Below are 18,697 nucleotides of genomic sequence, written 5' to 3' on the forward strand. Positions count from 1 at the left end.
GTGCAACTTCAAAACGCGCGAGCCGTCCTGGTCAAACGGAAGCTGGCGTACTTGTCTTAGCCGGCCGATGCTCGTCACTCTTGAGACGCTTCTCACATCGGCTTTTAGGCGATGACCGCGCCGAAGGCCGGGACCCTGAACGGTCCCCCAAAAACAAGTGAGAGTGCTGGGACTCGAACCCAGGACCATTCGATTAAAAGTCGAATGCTCTACCGACTGAGCTACACTCTCGTTGAATCGTTCGGGAACCCGATCCTACTTTGTGGACCGCAAGTTCTCCGTCCAGGTTCACAACCGGTCGGAAAATGAAACGAAAATACGATTTGATCGACGCGTCTTCGAGAGGACCGTCAAAACATCGTCAGTTTCGCGAGCATTCTCAGCGGAGCGGACAGGATTCGAACCTGCGGAACCAGTTTCCCGGTTCACCGATTTAGCAAACCGGCGCTTTCGACCACTCAGCCACCGCTCCAGGTGGTTTCTCAGGGAGTAGCATTCCCTGGGAACGTCATCGGTCAGTTGCGAATTGTGCTCCATCAAACTTGTTTTGACAACCCGGTTACATTCCTTTTTCAGGTGTTATGATTGGACGAAATCTTGCAACCGTGCTCTCCGTCTGCTGAACCGCCATGTCTGACCCGGAATGGGATCTCGACCCCAAGTTTGACTTTATCGAAGCCCACCGCATTGCGACCGGGAGTCGCGTGTCGCTTGACGACATCGACACTCAAATGGAAGGGCCGTTTCGCGGAAAAGACCACGGCCGGGCGTTCACGCATCAGGCCGTCGAAGACATCCGAAATCTGCAATACCGGATGTTTACCGAAGCGAAGCAGTCGCTGCTGATCGTTTTGCAGGCCCCCGATGCGGCCGGCAAGGATGGGCTAATCCGAAAAGTCCTCGGACAAATGAATCCCCAGGGGTGTCGCACCTACCCCTTTAAAGTTCCGAATTCGGAAGAATTGGCTCACGATTTTTTGTGGCGAATTCACGCATGCACGCCGGCGGCCGGGAAGGTTTCGATCTTCAACCGGTCACACTATGAGGACGTGCTGGTCGTTCGCGTCGAAAACATCGTGCCCAAGTCGGTTTGGAAGGAACGTTTCGAGCTGATCAATGATTTCGAGAAACTGCTCGTCCATCGGGGGACTCGCATCCTCAAGTTCTATCTGCACATCAGCCACGAAGAACAGCTCGAGCGATTCAAGAAACGTTTGGACGATCCGACCAAGCACTGGAAACTCAATGCCGGTGATTACGACGCCCGAGACAAGGCCGCCGCCTACCGCGAAGCCTATGAAGACGTCTTTGAAAAGTGCCATTCCAAAGACAGCCCATGGCACATTATTCCGGCGGACAAGAAGTGGTACCGCGACGCGTCCGTCGCAGCGATCGTTCGTCAAACGCTGCAAGAAATGGACCCACAACTACCTTCCATCGACGCCGACTTGGACGAAATCCGGCGACTCTACGAACGCGAATCCGCTGAGTTGCAAGCGAACAAAAAATAACGGTTCTCTCTTTGTCATTTTTTCCCTTTCCCCATTACTTTGCCCGTCATGACTATTCGCCGAAACCCAACCCGTCCCGTGCCGATCGGAAACATCACGATCGGTGACGGCCATCCGATCGCGGTTCAGTCGATGACGGCGACAAAGACCCAAGACATCGACGCGACCGTCGCCCAAGCCGAAGCGTTGCGCCAGCGCGGCGCGGGCGTGGTACGGATTGCGGTCGACAGCACCAAGGATGCCGAAGCGCTCGCCGAAATTCGACGACAGACGACGGCGAACTTGGCCGTCGACTTGCAGGAAAACTTTCGCTTGGCCGAATTAGTCGCTCCGCATGTGGACAAAGTCCGCTACAACCCCGGACATCTGTACCACCATGCTCGCGAATTAACGTGGCAGGACAAAGTCAAGTACCTGATCGATGTAGCCGGCTCGAACGGATGTGCCGTGCGGATCGGGGTCAATTGCGGAAGCGTCGATCCGGCTAAAAAAGAGAAGTATGCGGCAAACGATTCGATCACGCCGATGCTCGAGTCGGCATTGGAACATTGTGAGCTAGTCGATTCGCTCGGGTTTCATCACTTCGTCGTTTCGCTCAAAGACAGCGACCCGTCGAAGGTCGTCGAAGTCAACAAGCGGTTTGCCGAGCAACGCCCCGACGTTCCCTTGCACTTGGGAGTGACCGAAGCCGGAATGCCGCCCGACGGGATCATCAAGACGCGGATCGCGTTTGAACAATTAATCGGCAAAGGCATCGGCGACACCGTTCGAGTTTCGTTGACCTTACCGAACCCTCGCAAGCCCGAAGAAATTGATGCCGGTTTGGAGATCGTCGCCGACATTCAAGCCGGTCGCGTTCGCAGCGTCGTAAGATTTGACGACACGAAACTGAACATCATCAGTTGCCCGAGTTGTTCGCGGGTCGAGAACGAAGCGTTCGTGGACTTGGCCGCGAAGGTCAAGGAGATGAGCGCGTACGCTCAAGATTACGCGATCACGATCGCCGTCATGGGATGCCGAGTCAACGGACCAGGTGAAACCGACGACGCCGACTTAGGATTGTGGTGCGGCCCGGCCAAAGTCAATCTGAAGAAGGGCGAAGAACCGCTCGGTGCGTTCGGATACGACGAGATCCTACCCAAGCTGAAAGCCGAATTGGATGCGCTCGTCGACGCGAAAAAAAGGATGAGTACGTCCACTTTATAGCGAAAATCGCGAAGAAGTTCGGCCGTTCCTTAGCAGACCAAAAGTCTTGGCAACTTTCGCTACGGCGGCCGCACTGCATGCGGGCTGTTGATTTAATCAGATACAGCGATACAGTGATTAGCCGAAGGGTGTTAGCCTGGGCCGCTAACGGCGTGTTGATTTAATCGTAACCCGAAGCGTGAGCGAGGGATTGAGCGCCATTAAGTCCTTTGTATGTATCCCTCGCTCACGCTTCGGGTTTCGATGAGGACTAAATCAACAGCCCGCTAGCGCCATCGGCACACAAAAACTGACGAACGCACTCAATCAACGGCCCGCATGGATCAATTCCGGCGAGGTAAGTTTTCTCAGTTGGCGTCATTTTTACTTCAGTTCCGGCGACTGGATTGTCGAGTTTAACGATTAGACGGAATGTCCGCTTTCTACGTTTTATGCCGCTTGGGAACTTCGACCATGTCGCCGGTTGAATCACAGTTTCACGTCCCCCCGTTTCCTCCCTTTCCCAGTGCCGAGCGTTACGTTCGGTTGGGATCTCAGGACGAGGCGTTGCAGCGTCTCTGCCGTGCGGTGGACGCTTGGGAGGCCATCTCGTTAGTCATCGGTCCGCCCGGCATGGGCAAGTCGTTGATCTGCCGGATGCTCAAAAATCATTTCGCTCGCAAACGGGAAGTGATCGTTTTCGGCGACGCGATGTTGGAATCACCGGCGTCGTTACAGCGTCACCTACTGAGCCGATTGGATCGGATTCGAGGGATCTCGGCCGCCGCGACGGATCGTCAAGACCCGCAATTGGCGATCATCGACCGCATCGCCAATAGCTCGAAAGAATTCGCCGGACTGTTGTTGTTGGTCGACGAGGCCCAAGAGTTGTCTCCGGAAGTTCTCGATACGATTCGAATCTTAACCAACACCATGACCAACGACGGACGGCCGCGGGTCAGCGCCGTCTTGGCCGGCGGTCCTAAACTCGATGAAACGTTGTCGCTGCCGTCACTCGAGGCGCTCGTGCAACGAGTCGCCACCCGGTGCTATGTCCATCCTTTGTCGAGCGATGAGACAGTCCAGTACGTCCGCGAAGTTCTGCGACGATGCGGCGGTTGGGACGAGAGTCAAATCGAGGAATCAGCCATCCGATCGATTCATCGTGCCTGCAGTGGCGTTCCGCGACTGGTCAATCAATTGATGACCGCGTCAATCGAATACGCCTTGTCGAAAGGCAAGAAACAAGTCACCGGCCAAACCGTCGATCAAGCTTGGGCGATTTTGCAACAACTGCCCAGCCCGATCATCGACGAGCCAGAACTAAGCCGGCCGACGTTCGACGTCGAGTACGGACCGTTGCAGGACGACGACGATTTGGTTTCCGAACCGGTCGCCTCGTTTGAACCACACGAACCTGCGTGTGAGCCGACCGAAGGCTCGATCTTTGATCGTGGAGCGTCCATCGTCGACGACGATTTCGACATGCTGGAGATCGAACCGTGCGATGAACCGATGACGTTAATGGAGATGGATTGTCAAACGATCGGCAACTTCGAAAACATGCCTTCACAGTTCGCTGACTTCCAGATCGATTCGCTGCAATGCGATCCGATGCCATTTGATGTCGAGGGCGTCAGTCACAGCGAAGCAATTGGTGCTTGCGGTTCGTCAAACGACGATTTGTTTGGTGAGTTTGACGAGGAAGAATCGGTCGAGAATGCGGCTCCTGCACTCAGCTTCAACGAGAACGATTCGTTGCGTCGGCCGAGTGAAGACTTGGAAGAGTCTCTGCATCGCGAGATTTTAAGTCTACGCGGTGCCGCGTCGGCCCCGGTATTGTGGATGGAGGACGGCGATTCGGGCGATCCGATCGTCGACGATCGCGATCTGCTCGTAATCGAAGACGACGTGGAGGTCGACGGCGTCGCCGTGTCCAACGAAGTCGAGCGAATCGATCGCCCAGGCAAACCGGTCGCGGTCGATTTCCAAGCCATGCTCGCCAAAATGCGATCGCCGTCGAAGTAACTATCTATATGTTGCCCAGTGCCCACCAATCGTCGACGATCTCAGCGGACAAGACACTGATCTCGTTCTTGTGTCATGCCGTCGCAGCCAATCGAGCCGAGCGGAAAACGCTGACTTTGGTGACGCCGACGACGATCGCGCTTCAGCCTCAGTTCTTTTGCGACTTGGCGGAGACGTGGCATTCGCTCCGCCAACAGCTTTCGATCAGCGAGGAAACTCGCTTGCGAATCGACTGTTGCCACAGCCAATCGCGTGACGGTTGGCTGCGAAATCGGATCGAACAATTTGGGATATGGCGTTGCCGACGTGAGTTTGCCAAACGCCGAATCGAACAGCAAATTTCTTTAACCCGGTGTCTGATCATCGGTCGCCCCGATGATCACGACGGATCGATCGTGTTGGGGATCACGGACGAATCGACCAAGCTTCCCACGTGGGCCAAGCCCGCGATCATGCGATTGCCGCAAGCGGCGTGTTGATTGAATCGTAACCCGATGCGTCAGCGAGGGATGAGTCAACATCACTGATCCCTCGCTTACCGGCGTGTTGATTTAGTGAGCCGACAGCGTTAGCGGGCTGTTGTTTTAGTGGTATCGCAACCTTTTATCGTTTAACGGCAAGCCGCAGGCGTCGATTCGTGTCTTCTCGGACGCCTTTGGCTTGCCGTTAAACGATTAAATCGACAGCCCGCTAGCCGCGGGCTTTAAGGCAAATAAGCGATCATTCGGAACCCGTGGCTAGGGGCGTGTCGATTTAATCGTAACCCGAAGCGTGAGCGAGGGATACATCACTATTAAGTCCTTTGTATGTATCCCTCGCTCACGAAGCGGGTTACGATGAGGACTAAATCAACAGCCCTCTAGCTGTGTTGTGAGATAATCTCACTCCAGTTGGCTCAAGACGCGGCGAACGATCTGTTCGATCGCATCAACCGAGGAGGCGGCCTCCACCTTCGTCGCTCCGACATTACCCAAGCCAACCGAAACCGCTTGAGCGATTTTCGCAGCACCCTCGTTGGCTTGGTGGCGTTGTTTCGCTGTGATCGGAACACGACCGTTGCCCAAGTCCCAGCCGCGTGCCCTCGCACCAGCGCGGAATCCTTCGGGGAACTCGCCCAAGCCGATCATCATGTCAAACAGCGGAATGAGTTCGTACTGCAATGCGATCGCCCGGTCGATGTCTCCCGAGCGCACAGATTGGTAAATGGCCCGGGTCAGTTCGGGCAACACGCCGCTGGTCGCATTGGTGCCGCCGTCGGCCCCCGCGATCAACATCGCCGACAACGAAGGGTCCCATCCGGTCAGGAACGAGAAATCATCTCGCATCGGACGAATCGCCGACATCATTCGCATCAGATTGGGTAGGTCTCCCGAACTGTCCTTCAATCCGACAACACGCGGTTCCTCGGCCGCTAAACGAACGACCGTATCAACATCGATCGGCGATGCAAACATCGGAATGTTGTACAAGGTCACGTCGACATCCACGTGACGGGCGATGTGCTGGAAGTAAGCGTATACGCCTTCGCTGCTAAGACGGTAATAAAACGGAGCGACAATCGCGACCGCTCGCACACCCATTTGCCCGTATGCATTGCAAGCCCGAATCGTCTCATCCGCGTTCGCTTCGGCCGCCCCCGCCAGCACGGGCACCCGACCGGCCGTTTGATCGACAACCACCTCGACGATCCGACGGCGCTCGTTCGCCGTGAATCGCACAAACTCACCCGTGCTTCCGTTGGGATAGAGTCCGTCGACGCCGTGGTCGATCAACCAGTCGACATAGCCGCGAAGGGTTTCTTCGTCGACACGACCTGCCGAATCGACCGGCGTGATATTCGGAGTCAAAATTCCCGAGATGCGATCGGTCATGATATCGATATCGTTGTAAGGAGCGTTTAACGAACTACACCCGCCGACATCGGATCAATCGTTGCCGTCGTTGGCGTTTCAGTCGGGGCGGCCTCGCTCAAAAACTCATGGAACTGTTCGACCGGCTGATAGCCGATTCGATGAGCCAAGACCTTTCCGCGAGGGTGAGCTACTAGAGTAGTCGGATAAGCAGTGACTTCGACCCGCGAAAGTACTTGGGCATTCGAATCAGGCCGCAATCGGATCGGAATAAACCGCTTAAGCAGCCTATCCCGCACTGACGGTTCACACAGAGTATTCTTTTTCATCACATCGCAATACTGACAATGGTCACTGGTGATGAAAATCACCATCGGCCGACCGGTATCGCGGGCCGCCTTCCAGCCTGATTCCAGCGTATCGAACCATTTCAGTTCTTCCGTTGCGGCAAGCGGGCTTGCATCGCCGGCGGTCGAGTTGGTCAATCCGGTCGCCGCAACAGCCGATCGAGTTTCAGAAAAGTCACCCATTTCGGCCCAACTGCGTCCGCATTGCCCGATCGCAATCACCGCCAAAACCACACCGACGCCAAAACCCTGTTGAATCAAGTTCATTCATCGCACCTAGAAATAGTCTTGCCAATCCATCTTGCTGGTGAAGCGCCTCAGCCTGAACACCAGCAAGGGGGTTTGAACCACCGCTGTTTGGCAATAATGAAGAGAAGCAGCCGCTTAGATGGTGGCAGATTAGTCGGTCTGCGATGAATAGGCAAGAAGAAACGATTTTGACGGTTAGTTCAGGTCGTGTACAACGCGTTGAATCGCACGTAATCGACGGTTAGATCGCTCGACCAGTAGTGGCCATAACCAATTCCATGGCCGACGGCCAAACTTAGCTTCACTTCGGAGGCCGCTTTCATCGCGTTGCTCAACTTCGCCGCGTCGCAGGCGACCGGTTGGCCGCTTTCGAAAACGATGGTGCCCTCGATCGTCAGGCTGGTGTGGGCCACATCAATCTTGGGTCCCGCGTATCCGGCGGCCGAAACGATCCGGCCCCAGTTCGGGTCGGCACCGGAGATCGCGGTCTTGACCAAGGGACTGGCCGCCACGCTTTTGGCGATCACCAAGGCGTCGTCATCGGACTGGGCACCGGTTACTTCGACTTCGAAGAACCTTGCGGCGCCTTCCCCGTCGGCAACGATCAGCTTGGCCAAACGCAAGCAAGCTTCGGAGGCGGCGTCGACGAAAACATTCATGCCTTCGTCGCTCGCGAGCGATTGAGCATCACCGCCGCTCATTAAAATCACGGTGTCGTTGGTGCTCATGTGACCGTCGACGCTAACACGGTTGAACGACCGTTCGACGATCCGTTTTAAGGCCGTGGAGGCTTGACCGTCTGACAACGGGAAGTCGGTCACGACGACGCCGAGCATCGTAGCCATATTCGGGGCGATCATACCGGCCCCTTTGCACATCGCTGCGATGCGGTAGGTCTTGCCATCGAATGAAAACTCGGCTGCGGCGTTCTTGCGGTACGCGTCGGTGGTGCAGATCGCGTCGTTGGCGGCGAGGAAGTGTTCGAACCGATCGCCGAGTTGGCCGAACGCCGATTCGATACCGGCGCGAACCTTGTCCATCGGCATCGGGTGTCCGATCACGCCCGTGCTCATGACGAAGACGTCTTCGCCGTCGCAACCGAGTTGTTCGGCGACAAGTCGCCCCATCTCGCGGGCGTCGGCGTCGCCTTGTTTGCCCGTGCAAGCGTTTGCGTTGCCGCTGTTGGTGATCACGGCACGACAGGTCGCACGGGGTGAACGTTCGCGGCACAACGTCACGGGTGCGGCGAAGACCTGGTTCGTCGTCGTGACCGCCGCCGCGACGCATGGCCGGTCGGAAACGATCAGCGATACGTCCGGTTTGCCGCTGGCCTTGATGCCTCCGGTCGCGCCGGCGAATCGAAACCCGGCGGGCAGTTCAAACGGGGTCTCGGTAGTGTGGGGTTGGGTCATGAACAGGGGGATCCGTTTTGGACGTTTCGGTGAAGGATTGACGTCGAATCATAATGCGGCCGGGTATGATCCGTCGCGGCGACAAGCTATCAATGACGGCTGGTTTTTGGAAGCGTCGAGTCGGCTTCGTTAAACTTCTCACTTTTTCAATCGCTCGTCTTTCTGTTTTTTCGGGTACACACCGATCGCCTCCATGGAACGCCCCTTCCCGCCACCGCCTTTCAAAGGGACTTCTTCCAACGAATCGGAATCGAACGGGGCAACGTCTCATGATCCGGCGGACTTGATCGTGCGGACCCGCGACCTGACGAAGCGATATGGGAATTTCCTGGCGTTGGATCGGTGCAACTTGGAGGTCCGGGCTGGAGAAATCTTTGGATTGCTCGGCCCCAACGGTGCCGGCAAGTCGACCTTGATTCGGTTGTTACTGGGATACTTGCACGTCACGTCAGGTTCGTGTGAAGTCGTCGGAAAGAATCCGGAAATCGATTCCGTCGCCGTCCGCCGGGGCGTGGCCTACCTTCCCGGCGATGCGAGATTGCCGCGTCACATGCGGGGTGACGGATTGTTGAAATTCTTTGCTCAAATGCATCCGCTCGGCGACTTGAAACGATCCCTCGAGGTGGCCGAGCGATTGGAATTGGACTTGTCGCGGAGGGTCGCGTTCATGTCGACCGGGATGCGACAAAAGTTAGCGTTGGCGGTCGTTTTCGGTCCTCGCACGCCGCTGCTGATTCTTGACGAACCGACCGCGAACTTGGACCCGACCGTCCGCGGCGAGGTCTTGAACTTGGTCCTGACGCAGCGAGACGAAGGCCGCACGGTGATGTTTTCCTCGCACGTGCTTAGCGAGATCGAGCAAACTTGCGACCGGGTGGCGTTCCTACGTCGCGGGGAATTGGTCAGACGTTTGACGATGCAGGAATTGTTTCAACGACATCGGGTGACAGCGGTTTTAAACGACGAGGAAACCGACGGTAGCGATACGGATGAACCGTTGGGCAAGATTCCGGAAATCCTGGCCGATCGGATCGAACGCGTTTCGATCGTCGGACGGCAAGTGCGAATCGACACGGCGGGCGACTTGGGACCGGCGCTAAGTTGGTTGGCGTCGTTGCCGGTTCATCAAGTTCGGATCGAACCGTTGGGTCTGCACACGGTTTACCAATCGGTGCACCGTGCGGTCCCGGTGGCTGAGGCGACCGGCCCTTACGATTCTCCCGACGTGACCTCAGATCAAATGGGAGAGGTGTCATGATTGCGATCCGAGACATTGGCGTCGACCGCATGATGATCCGAAAATTCATCGGTCAGTCCTCGTTGTTGTTCGTGTTCTTGGCGATCGCCCTATTCGCGTTCGGGTGGGTGCGGGTGTGGGTGGTCAAGTTGCTCGACATGAGCCAATTTCAAACGATCTTGGAACAGTTCCGTGACTACGAGAAGTTCGCACCGATCGAGTTTGAGGCATTGTTCACTTACTCCGGCCGCGTGGGGATGACGTTCGATGAACCGATCGTGATTTTGTGTACGGTGATTTGGTGCATCGCTCGTGGTAGTGATGTCGTTAGCGGTGAGCTCGCCCGAGGGACGCTGGAGATGTTGCTCAGCCAACCGATCAGTCGCACGCGGTACTTGATGTCGCACGCCGTCGTCAGTGTCGGCGGATTGTTATTGTTGTGTTTGGTGTTGTGGGGTGGGGTTGCGATCGGGGTCCAGCGAACGATCCTGACTGAAACGATCCAACCACCGTCGATGCAGATCCCGTTCACCAATATCCGGGTGCCGTTGGACGACAGCGAACCGGTCGAGGTCTCGTTCCCGATGAGCGACCGGGTCGACATTCGCACTTACACGGCGTCGGTGTTTCACCTGTTTTGTTTCGGCTATTTTTTGTTGGGATTGAGCAGTTGTTTCAGCGCGTTCGACCGTTATCGCTGGCGAACGATCGGGGCGGTGATGACCGTCTACGTGATCGAGTTGGTGATGTACGGACTCGGTAAGGCGGCGGACTCGTTGTCGTGGCTGCAGCGGATGGCATTTTTTAATTGCTACAAGCCCCAAAAGATGACGTCGCTGGTTCGGGAGGGCGATCTTTGGTCGCCGTGGAGTCTTTCGGTACCGATCGAGCCGGGGGCGTTACCGCCGCTGGCTTATCCGTTGATCTTGTTCGCGCTCGGCACGATTGCCTTCGGGGTGGCGGTGGTCCAATTCAACCGACGTGATTTGCCGGCTCCCTTGTAGGGATCTTGTGGGCCCCATGTCGCAACCCTGCCTACCGCCGGGACGGGCCAACTGCTACATTATTTGCTCGCCAAAACCGGCGAACTCTCTCCCCGGAACCTTCCCGACGCGATTTTCGGCAGGCTTGGCCTTGATCCTGATCCTCAAAAACGGTGCGACGAACGAGCAAATCGACCACGTCCTCGCGCGCGTCGAGTCGATGGGGCTGCAATCGCATCTCAGCCGGGGGACGTATCGCACGATCATTGGATTGATCGGCGACGAATCGCAACTCAGCCAGGAGACACTCTCGTCGATCCCTGGTGTTTCTCAGGTGATCCCCGTTTTGCCGCCCTTTAAGTTGGCCTCCCGAGAGGCGCACCCCGAATCGAGCATTATCAACGTTTCGGGTGTCCAGATCGGCGGCGGTCATTTGGCGATGATAGCCGGGCCTTGCAGCGTCGAAGACCGCGACCGGATGTACCGAATCGCCGAAAGCGTTTGCGAGTCGGGGGCGAATCTGTTCCGTGGCGGGGCATACAAGCCGCGAACGAGCCCGTACGCGTTTCAAGGGCTCGGCGAAGCGGGCCTGGAAATTCTCCGTCAGGTCGGCGACAAGTTTGGCATTCCGGTCGTGACCGAAGTGACCGATCCGCGAAACGTCGAATTGGTCGCTCAGTACGCCGACATGTTGCAGGTCGGTGCTCGGAACATGCAAAACTTTGTGCTCTTGACCGAAGTCGGCAAGTCGCACCGTCCAGTCCTGCTCAAACGCGGCATGAGCGCCACGATCACCGACCTGTTGATGAGCGCCGAATACGTTTTATCCGAAGGCAACCCTGACGTCGTTCTATGTGAGCGGGGGATCAAGAGCTTCGATCCGTCGACTCGAAACCTGTTCGACGTCGCCGCCGTACCTGTCGTTCAGGGGCTGACGCATTTGCCGATCATCGTCGACCCATCGCACGCGACGGGGCGACCTGATTTAATTCCTCCGTGTGCTCTCGCCGGACTCGCCGCCGGGGCCGATGGGGTGCACATCGAAGTCCACGATTGCCCCGAAGAAGCCAAGAGTGACGGGCCGCAGGCGCTCCTGCCCGAACAATACCAAGAGATCGCTCAGCGGATGCGATTGATGGCCGACTTGCTCGGCAAGACCGTCTCCCCGCGTCCATCCCCGACGTCCGGATCGTCCGCCGGATCGGGGGCACCTTCGGGTGCGTCGAATTCCAACCTACCTCCCAAACCCCCGACCGAGGCCCTCGCGTGAGTCGTCGAATCTTAATTGCCGGAAACTGGAAAATGAATACGCGTGCCGCTTCGGCCGCCGCGCTCGCCAAATGCATCGTCGATGCCGTGGGCAATTCGTCGTCCGTCGAAGTCGCCCTGTGTCCGCCGGCGGTTTATCTGCATGTCGTCGCCGAAGCCACCGCCGGAACGCCCGTCGAAGTCGGCGCGCAAAACCTGTACCCGAGCGACGACGGAGCCTTCACGGGCGAACTCAACGCGGCCATGTTGACCGACGTGGGATGCCGGTTTGTGATTCTTGGTCACAGCGAACGCCGACAGTTGATGGGCGAAACCGACGCCGACGTCAGCAAAAAATTGCACGCGGCCTTGGCCGGTAATCTGGTCCCGATCGTGTGCGTGGGTGAAACGCTGGATCAACGCGAAGCGAACGAGACCGAGTCGGTGATCGAAACCCAGGTTCGCGGTTCACTCGAAGGGCTCGACGAAGTCCGCGCGGCGGGAATCGTCATCGCCTACGAGCCCGTTTGGGCAATCGGCACCGGCAAGACCGCGTCGAAAGAGCAAGCCGAAGCGGTTCACGCGTTCATTCGCGAACTGCTGAGCCAAATGTTCTCACCGAGCGTCGCAGAGCAAATTCGCATTCAATACGGCGGCAGTGTAAAGCCGAACAACGCCGAAGAACTGCTCGCCCAACCGAACATCGACGGAGCGTTGGTGGGCGGAGCGAGTTTGAAGGTCGAAGACTTTGCCGCGATCATTGCTGCAGGTCAAAACTAAAGCCGATCCCTTCATTCCCATTCAACCTACCGGTTCCTACCCAAACCACTTTTTAACGGACTGCCCTGACCATGTTGATTGCTCTCGACTTATCCTCTGCTTTGCCGCTCGCCTCCTTTGCCGGAATGGTCTTGGGGATGTTGATGGCGTTCTTGTCGCTGTTCTTGATTTTGTTGATCTTGGTTCAACGCGGACGCGGCGGCGGGCTCAGCGGTGCTCTGGGCGGTCCCGGTGGACAGAGTGCTTTCGGTAGCAAAGCGGGCGATACGTTCACGGTCGTGACCGTCGGCGTGGCGGGTGTTTGGATTCTCGTGTGTGCCTTCGCAATGTGGTTGCTCGGAATGCACGCCCCGGCTGTCGCTGATCGAAACGACGGATCGGACATTTCGGCCGGCCCCACCGACGGCGACGTCGAAGACATCGCCAGCGGCCTGGTCGTACCGACAATGGACGAAGAAAAAGAAAACGACTCGGACGTCGAACTGACCCCCGCCGAAGGAACCGAAGCGGAAATGAAGGAAGCCGACCCCGCTTCAGAAGAACCAAAAACCGAAGAACCCAAAGCCGACGCCCCTAAGCCAGAAGAAGCCGCAACCGAAAAGACCCCTGAATAGGCAGTACCCGCCACTCGCCACTCGCCACTCGCTTCTCGCTTCTCTCTTTCTATGCCTTCCAACTACCCGCACCTCCGCAGCATGACCGGTCAAGGGCGCTGCGAAGTGCGCGGCCAAGCCGGTGTGTTGGTCGTCGAGATGCGATCGGTCAACAACCGAGGGCTGAAGGTGGTCTTGCGGACCAACGACGCGTTGTCCGCTCACGAGTCGGAGATCAACAAGCAGGTCGCTGGGGTGGTTCAGCGTGGTACGGTCACCGTGCACGCATCGCTCCGACCGGCTCCGGGAGAGGATCTTCCTAGGATCAATCACGCAGCCGCGCTGTCGTATGTCATGCAACTGGGCAAGGTGGCCCAGGACTACGCGAATTCCGAGGGTAACGGCGGTACGGTGGCCAGCACGCTTGAGCTAACGAACCTGTTGAGCGTTCCCGGCGTGTTGAATTCTCGCGAAACCGACGCCGAAGGCGACGAAGGGCAAGCCGAGACAACTGCCCGCCAACAACTGCTTCGTGACGGAATGCAAACGGCGATCGAGCGATTTAACGAGATGCGGCATCACGAGGCTGTCGAAATGGCCAAGGCGTTGACGTCCGACTTGGCCATCGTTGCCGAGCGTTCCGCAGCAATTGAAACGCTCGCGCCAAGCGTGATCGACCGATACCGGGACCGTTTGCTCGAGCGGGTGGAAAAGACCCTGGCCGAGCATCGCATCGAAGCGGACAGAATCGACATCATTCGCGAAGTCCAGTTGTTTGCCGATCGTAGTGACATTAGCGAAGAGATCACGCGGTTGGCCAGTCATGTGACGCTGTTTACCAACGTGCTCGAGGGAAACCCCAGCACAGTGGGGGCGAATTCCGGCGGATCGGTAAAATCTGGCACGGATGCGGTCGGCCGTAAGCTAGACTTCATTATTCAAGAGATGTTTCGTGAGACGAACACGATCGGCAGCAAGGCGGGCAATGCGGAGATCGCCCAGCACGTCGTTGAGATCAAGTGTGCGATCGAGCGGATGCGAGAATTGGTGCAAAATCTAGAGTGATGTCCAACAACCCCCACCCTGGTCGACTCGTCATCATTTCCGGCCCCAGTGGTTCGGGGAAATCGACGGTGGTGCGCGAGCTTCGGAAACGTTGCGAGGTTCCGTTGGCGTTCTCGGTGTCGGCGACGACACGGGCTCCACGGGCTGGCGAAGTCCACGGCCGCGAGTATTTCTTTTTGAGCCCGGCGGAATTCGAGGCGAAGCGGACGGCCGGTGAATTCCTCGAATGCAAACAGGTTTTCAGCCTCGGGCATTGGTACGGGACGCTCGCCGATCAAGTTGCCACTGGCCTAAACGCCGGGAAGTGGGTAATTTTAGAGATCGATGTGCAGGGTGCGATGTCGGTGATGGCAGACGAGCGATACGAACCGGTGTCGATTTTCATCCATCCAGGCAGCATGGAAGAGCTGGAACGAAGACTCCGGGACCGTGGCACCGAATCCGAAGCTGCCATCGAGTCGCGGTTGCGAGCGGCTGGTCAAGAAATGCGTTTTCTTGATCGGTACCAACACGAAATTATCAATCAATCCGTCGACCAAGCGGTCGACGAGATTTGCCAAGTCTTGAAACAATCTCACAAGGAACACGCTGCGTGTTAGAAGAACTCAAAGAAGAAGAAATCGTCAACAAAGTCGGCGGACGTTTTAAGCTGAGCACGTTGATCCAAAAACGCTTGGTCCAGTTGAATCAAGGCAGCCGTGCGCTCGTCAACATCGATACCCACGACAAGATGTCGATCGTGTTGCAAGAGATCGTGCAGGACAAGATCTTTTTGAACTTGGACAACGAAATCGAGATGTCCGACGACTTGGATGCGATCATCGCCGCCGCCGAAGCCCCCGAACTGGACGCGTCGGACCTATAAGGTCCTCTCATCGCGAACGGTCATCCCGTCGCGAAAGTCGCCAACGGCGTGTTGAATGAATTAGCCGTACCGCGTTAGCGGGCTGTCGGTTTAATCGTATACCGAGTGACAACAATTAGCCGACGGGCGTTAGCCCCGGTTAACGGTCGCGGGAACCGCCGCTAACGCGGTACGGCTAATTAAATCGACAGCCCGTTAGCGGCGGTTAACTCTACACCATCCGTACCTAGTGCTTTGCTCCAACTTGATTTTAGTGTGCCCATCATCGTGGCACGGTGGTCCCCCACCGTGATTCTCGACGGAGGACCGTCGAGCCACTTTGTTGACACCCTAAAGTCAAATGTGGTAGAGGCACTAGTATTCCATCGCAGCTTGGTTTTCGGGTAGAAAAAGGTCTTTAAGCCCCTCTTCCCCCGAGACCACGGACGGTCGAATGTCAAACCGCAAGCTCTATCGTATCAAGCTGACAGACGAAGAACGCGAAACCTTTGCCAAGGTAGCCACCGGTAAACGTGGCAAGCTGGCGTTCACTCGAAACCCTCGTTTGCGTGCGTGGATTGAAGTCTTAGTAACCTGCAATACACGCGTAAAACGCCGAGGGTTTTCGAGTTTTCTAAATAAATCGCAAATCAAGCTTCGCTTGATTGAGGACTAGGCGACGCTCTGGTGCAATAAGATTCTCATAGGTTGACCTTCGCACTGAAAGCCAACTGACTGCACCAGTGCTGCACCCGGGATGCGGATATTGAAGTCGTCGCCGGAGGTTAGGCTGGGCAACGACAGCGAACTGGGACCGGGAAGCACGCCTTTGATGCCGCCTCCGACCATGTTCGTCAGCTCAGACACCGTATCGATGATGTCGTCATGGGTCACGTCCTCTGTGGCGACTTGAAGCATCTGAGTCGCGGCTTTGGCTGCCGATTCCGCGGTGAGCATTAACTGAATCACACCGTTCCATCCGCCACTGATGTGAATGCATCCGACGACATGATCGGTGTTGAGTGACTCTGTATTCGCCTCGTCGGTCTGTTCGCCCATCTCGCATTGGAGGTCAAGCATCGTGGAGAAAACGGAGTGAGTGATTTCGAAAATATTTTCTGTTTCGATCATGGGATTACTCGCAATAGAAATGGTGGAACGGAGTCTCAGCCGGACAAAAGGGTTCAGTTGGACTTAGGACGGTAGAAGACGGCTTTATTGATTAATTCGCGGTCAAAGCGATCGCAAATGTTCATCATGGACTCAGAGCCGCCTAAGAACAGGCAACCGTCGCTAGCAATACTTGAGTCAACGCGGTTCAGAATGTCAGTCTTGGTCTCAGGACAGAAGTAGATCAGCACGTTCCGCAAGAAGACGATGTCCAAACCTTGGAATTGACGAGGGAATCGTTCGATCAGATTCAGTTCAGAAAACTGAATCATGTCCCGGATGTCGTCCTTGATCTTCCACTGCATGCCATCACGAACGAAGTACTTCATCAGCAATTGCATGGGCAGACCACGGTTCACTTCCGTTTGGTTGTATATCCCGGAACGTGCCTTCGTCAGAATTTGATTCGACAGATCCGTTGCGTGGATGGTGACGTTCCAGTTCCGAAGTTCTGGAAACGAATCCAAAAGCAACATCGCGATCGTGTAGGGCTCTTGGCCACTCGAACATGCGTTAGACCAGATCGTCAGTTTGCGTTCCTTCTTTCGCTTTTCCATCATCTCCGGGATGATCGTTGTCTTGAGCAAATTGAAGGGATGGTCGATTTGCCTTCTTTAAGCATCGCCTTGGACGCTTTTGCTGGCCCGCTGAAGCGTCCAAACCGTTCACGCTTTTCGGCTGTATAATCCGAACACTCCTGAGATCCATCAGATGACTTAGTAAATCGCTTCTTCTTCAGCCTTGCGGCTGTGCCGATAGCCACCTACTCGTCGATAGACAGCTTCAGCGGAGGGGCATTATCTATTCCAAGAGCACAATCGTGGGCAATCGATTGGATTTGGGCGGAAGTGCTCCGATAAACAAACGGTCGTCAGCCCTGAAGAAGGGGCGGCGATGGGCACAAGACCGGTCACAATCGATGGAAAGGAGTTATTCCACGCAGCAGGCTGCGCGGTTCCTTCGCGTCAGCGTTTCGACATTCAAGCGACTCTGTGAGTCTCAGGCGGTTGACTTTCAACGGACGCCTGGCGGACATCGGCGTCTCTCGCATCAAGCTCTGGTGAATTTGTCGCGAAAGATTTGGAAGACAGAGCCAAACGCTTCGCCTAGGATTGAATCGTGTGCGGTGGTCTCGGAAAAACTGCTCGACGACCTTCTCCATGGTCGCGTGACGAGGGTCGTGGCGAGCATCCTCAACGACTTGAACACGCCGCATGACTTGGTTCAGGTTTTGGAGAGCAAGCTTGTGCCAGTCTTATGGAAGGTTGGCACCTATTGGCAAGAGTCAAAGATCGGCATTTACCAGGAGCGAATTTGCTCAGGCACCATTTTGACAGCTCTGGATCGTATTTCCGAGCAGATGCCATGGCCAGCTACACCGAAGTTCCTGGCTGTCGGTGGATGTCTTAAGCCAGGCGAGGATTCGATTTCATCGAAATTGGTCGCCCTTACGATTAGATCAGTTGGCGGACAGGCGATCGACCTAGGCTCCAACGTGCCATCCCAAGCGATGGCTGATGCCGCCAACCATTTTCAACCCCAAGTTATCTGGGTGAGCCACACTCACTTTCATGACAACGAAACGATCTTGCAAGCGCATACCGAAATGAAAGATCTATTGAAGTGCGATGCGAAGATTTTTATCGGTGGCGGTGGTTTGTCTCCAAGCGTGATTCGGACACTGCACTGGTGTCACTTTGTTGAAACTCTATCGCAGCTACAGGACACGCTCAAGGCGATCGACACAACCGATCAGTCCGGAAAACGATACCGAATTGATCGAGGAGGCGGACTTTTTGCTTTGAAAACTCAGCTACCCGAAACTGCTCAAAACTTTACTTGATGCCTCTATCTCATGTGCGAACTGATCGTCCACTGTCATTTCGCCTACCTGACCGGTAGGGAACGTGGTTGCGGTTTGAGAACTTGCTGCATAAGATGCGCTATTATCCGGCAGGTTGTTGATGGAACATGTAATGTGCGATTGCCTCTGGCTCCGAAACCGTTCTTGCGGTAAGAAATTCTGAAGTCGTGTTAAGTCTGTGAAGAAAAACAACTGGATTTGTTTGGGCTAAAACAAGATATCCGCCATCCAGTTCGATGGAGGAACGCTCAGGCTCGTGAGTCGTCCTCGATTAAAGAAATCGTTGAATCGCTCGCATCCTCGCTACGCGGTGTCATTGCATTTCGGTAAT

At 56.1% G+C, this 18,697-nt stretch carries 19 protein-coding genes and 2 tRNA genes; 14 read left to right on the forward strand and 7 right to left on the reverse strand.

Features of this window, described 5'->3' with window-relative positions:
* Window positions 1–158 precede the first annotated feature (158 nt).
* Window positions 159–231 (reverse strand) — tRNA-Lys (locus tag Pla100_RS14445).
* A gap of 152 nt (window positions 232–383) precedes the next feature.
* A tRNA-Ser gene (locus Pla100_RS14450) sits at window positions 384–472 on the reverse strand.
* Between the two features lie 157 nt (window positions 473–629).
* Here Pla100_RS14450 and Pla100_RS14455 point away from each other — a divergent pair.
* The 4 genes from Pla100_RS14455 to Pla100_RS14470 all read left to right on the forward strand — a co-directional run bounded on the left by Pla100_RS14455 (window position 630) and on the right by Pla100_RS14470 (window position 5,203).
* Entirely contained in the window at window positions 630–1,511 is an 882-nt protein-coding gene (locus tag Pla100_RS14455) for a PPK2 family polyphosphate kinase (protein WP_146578401.1), read from the forward strand.
* Between the two features lie 48 nt (window positions 1,512–1,559).
* Window positions 1,560–2,717 (forward strand): (E)-4-hydroxy-3-methylbut-2-enyl-diphosphate synthase, encoded by a 1,158-nt coding sequence (gene ispG / locus Pla100_RS14460; protein ID WP_146578402.1) that lies wholly within the window; start codon window positions 1,560–1,562, stop codon window positions 2,715–2,717.
* A gap of 453 nt (window positions 2,718–3,170) precedes the next feature.
* On the forward strand, window positions 3,171–4,724 hold the full coding sequence (locus Pla100_RS14465) for an ExeA family protein (protein WP_146578506.1): 1,554 nt from the start codon (window positions 3,171–3,173) through the stop codon (window positions 4,722–4,724).
* 8 nt (window positions 4,725–4,732) lie between these two features.
* Window positions 4,733–5,203 carry a hypothetical protein gene (locus Pla100_RS14470; protein ID WP_146578403.1) on the forward strand — a complete coding sequence of 157 codons (471 nt, stop codon included), beginning with the start codon at window positions 4,733–4,735 and terminating at the stop codon, window positions 5,201–5,203.
* A 402-nt stretch (window positions 5,204–5,605) separates the two neighbouring features.
* Here the strand turns inward: Pla100_RS14470 and Pla100_RS14475 are convergent, their stop codons facing one another.
* The 3 genes from Pla100_RS14475 to argJ all read right to left on the reverse strand — a co-directional run bounded on the left by Pla100_RS14475 (window position 5,606) and on the right by argJ (window position 8,582).
* Complete coding sequence (locus tag Pla100_RS14475) at window positions 5,606–6,595, reverse strand: dihydrodipicolinate synthase family protein (RefSeq protein ID WP_146578404.1); 990 nt, start codon at window positions 6,593–6,595, stop codon at window positions 5,606–5,608.
* 26 nt (window positions 6,596–6,621) lie between these two features.
* Entirely contained in the window at window positions 6,622–7,188 is a 567-nt protein-coding gene (locus tag Pla100_RS14480) for a thioredoxin family protein (RefSeq protein WP_146578405.1), read from the reverse strand.
* A gap of 182 nt (window positions 7,189–7,370) precedes the next feature.
* Window positions 7,371–8,582, reverse strand: coding sequence for a bifunctional glutamate N-acetyltransferase/amino-acid acetyltransferase ArgJ (gene argJ / locus Pla100_RS14485; protein ID WP_146578406.1), 1,212 nt, complete (start codon window positions 8,580–8,582; stop codon window positions 7,371–7,373).
* Window positions 8,583–8,775: 193 nt separating this feature from the next.
* Between argJ and Pla100_RS14490 the strand changes: the two genes are divergently transcribed.
* The 9 genes from Pla100_RS14490 (at window position 8,776) to Pla100_RS14535 (ending at window position 16,008) form a co-directional block, all read left to right on the forward strand.
* Window positions 8,776–9,840, forward strand: coding sequence for an ABC transporter ATP-binding protein (locus Pla100_RS14490; protein WP_146578407.1), 1,065 nt, complete (start codon window positions 8,776–8,778; stop codon window positions 9,838–9,840).
* Entirely contained in the window at window positions 9,837–10,823 is a 987-nt protein-coding gene (locus Pla100_RS14495; protein ID WP_231603056.1) for an ABC transporter permease subunit, read from the forward strand. Before Pla100_RS14490 ends, Pla100_RS14495 begins: the two co-directional genes overlap by 4 nt.
* Window positions 10,824–10,953: 130 nt before the next feature.
* Window positions 10,954–12,072 carry a 3-deoxy-7-phosphoheptulonate synthase gene (gene aroF, locus Pla100_RS14500; RefSeq protein WP_146578408.1) on the forward strand — a complete coding sequence of 373 codons (1,119 nt, stop codon included), beginning with the start codon at window positions 10,954–10,956 and terminating at the stop codon, window positions 12,070–12,072.
* The gene (gene tpiA / locus Pla100_RS14505) at window positions 12,069–12,830 is read left to right on the forward strand and encodes a triose-phosphate isomerase (RefSeq protein ID WP_146578409.1); all 762 of its coding nucleotides are present in this window, start codon (window positions 12,069–12,071) and stop codon (window positions 12,828–12,830) included. Before aroF ends, tpiA begins: the two co-directional genes overlap by 4 nt.
* 71 nt (window positions 12,831–12,901) lie before the next feature.
* Window positions 12,902–13,444, forward strand: a complete 543-nt coding sequence (gene secG / locus Pla100_RS14510; protein WP_146578410.1) for a preprotein translocase subunit SecG — start codon at window positions 12,902–12,904, stop codon at window positions 13,442–13,444.
* Window positions 13,445–13,495: 51 nt separating this feature from the next.
* Window positions 13,496–14,488 (forward strand): YicC/YloC family endoribonuclease, encoded by a 993-nt coding sequence (locus Pla100_RS14515; protein ID WP_231603058.1) that lies wholly within the window; start codon window positions 13,496–13,498, stop codon window positions 14,486–14,488.
* Complete coding sequence (gene gmk / locus Pla100_RS14520) at window positions 14,488–15,087, forward strand: guanylate kinase (protein ID WP_146578411.1); 600 nt, start codon at window positions 14,488–14,490, stop codon at window positions 15,085–15,087. The genes Pla100_RS14515 and gmk overlap by 1 nt, the downstream gene beginning before the upstream one ends.
* On the forward strand, window positions 15,081–15,353 hold the full coding sequence (locus tag Pla100_RS14525; RefSeq protein ID WP_146578412.1) for a DNA-directed RNA polymerase subunit omega: 273 nt from the start codon (window positions 15,081–15,083) through the stop codon (window positions 15,351–15,353). Before gmk ends, Pla100_RS14525 begins: the two co-directional genes overlap by 7 nt.
* 433 nt (window positions 15,354–15,786) lie before the next feature.
* On the forward strand, window positions 15,787–16,008 hold the full coding sequence (locus Pla100_RS14535) for a hypothetical protein (protein ID WP_146578413.1): 222 nt from the start codon (window positions 15,787–15,789) through the stop codon (window positions 16,006–16,008).
* Here the strand turns inward: Pla100_RS14535 and Pla100_RS14540 are convergent.
* Both Pla100_RS14540 and Pla100_RS14545 read right to left on the reverse strand, forming a co-directional pair.
* Entirely contained in the window at window positions 16,005–16,463 is a 459-nt protein-coding gene (locus Pla100_RS14540; RefSeq protein ID WP_146578414.1) for a chemotaxis protein CheX, read from the reverse strand. The genes Pla100_RS14535 and Pla100_RS14540 overlap by 4 nt on opposite strands.
* Window positions 16,464–16,516: 53 nt before the next feature.
* A complete protein-coding gene (locus Pla100_RS14545; protein WP_261344796.1) occupies window positions 16,517–17,089 on the reverse strand; it encodes a CheR family methyltransferase in 573 nt (190 codons plus the stop codon).
* A 539-nt stretch (window positions 17,090–17,628) separates the two neighbouring features.
* Here Pla100_RS14545 and Pla100_RS14550 point away from each other — a divergent pair.
* Window positions 17,629–18,345 (forward strand): cobalamin B12-binding domain-containing protein, encoded by a 717-nt coding sequence (locus Pla100_RS14550; protein WP_197167944.1) that lies wholly within the window; start codon window positions 17,629–17,631, stop codon window positions 18,343–18,345.
* The last annotated feature ends 352 nt before the right edge of the window (window positions 18,346–18,697 follow it).

The sequence above is a fragment of the Neorhodopirellula pilleata genome (assembly GCF_007859915.1).
In the GTDB taxonomy this organism is placed as follows: domain Bacteria; phylum Planctomycetota; class Planctomycetia; order Pirellulales; family Pirellulaceae; genus Rhodopirellula; species Rhodopirellula pilleata.

What these genes read in the sequence shown, in the direction of transcription:
- Pla100_RS14495 (WP_231603056.1), top strand. Translation starts at nt 9,837, where the DNA reads ATGATTGCGATCCGAGACATTGGCGTCGACCGCATGATGATCCGAAAA.
- Pla100_RS14470 (WP_146578403.1), top strand. Translation starts at nt 4,733, where the DNA reads ATGTTGCCCAGTGCCCACCAATCGTCGACGATCTCAGCGGACAAGACA.
- Pla100_RS14540 (WP_146578414.1), bottom strand. Translation starts at nt 16,463, where the DNA reads ATGATCGAAACAGAAAATATTTTCGAAATCACTCACTCCGTTTTCTCC.
- argJ (WP_146578406.1), bottom strand. Translation starts at nt 8,582, where the DNA reads ATGACCCAACCCCACACTACCGAGACCCCGTTTGAACTGCCCGCCGGG.
- Pla100_RS14535 (WP_146578413.1), top strand. Translation starts at nt 15,787, where the DNA reads ATGTCAAACCGCAAGCTCTATCGTATCAAGCTGACAGACGAAGAACGC.
- ispG (WP_146578402.1), top strand. Translation starts at nt 1,560, where the DNA reads ATGACTATTCGCCGAAACCCAACCCGTCCCGTGCCGATCGGAAACATC.
- Pla100_RS14475 (WP_146578404.1), bottom strand. Translation starts at nt 6,595, where the DNA reads ATGACCGATCGCATCTCGGGAATTTTGACTCCGAATATCACGCCGGTC.
- Pla100_RS14515 (WP_231603058.1), top strand. Translation starts at nt 13,496, where the DNA reads ATGCCTTCCAACTACCCGCACCTCCGCAGCATGACCGGTCAAGGGCGC.
- Pla100_RS14455 (WP_146578401.1), top strand. Translation starts at nt 630, where the DNA reads ATGTCTGACCCGGAATGGGATCTCGACCCCAAGTTTGACTTTATCGAA.
- Pla100_RS14480 (WP_146578405.1), bottom strand. Translation starts at nt 7,188, where the DNA reads ATGAACTTGATTCAACAGGGTTTTGGCGTCGGTGTGGTTTTGGCGGTG.
- secG (WP_146578410.1), top strand. Translation starts at nt 12,902, where the DNA reads ATGTTGATTGCTCTCGACTTATCCTCTGCTTTGCCGCTCGCCTCCTTT.
- Pla100_RS14465 (WP_146578506.1), top strand. Translation starts at nt 3,171, where the DNA reads ATGTCGCCGGTTGAATCACAGTTTCACGTCCCCCCGTTTCCTCCCTTT.
- Pla100_RS14490 (WP_146578407.1), top strand. Translation starts at nt 8,776, where the DNA reads ATGGAACGCCCCTTCCCGCCACCGCCTTTCAAAGGGACTTCTTCCAAC.
- gmk (WP_146578411.1), top strand. Translation starts at nt 14,488, where the DNA reads ATGTCCAACAACCCCCACCCTGGTCGACTCGTCATCATTTCCGGCCCC.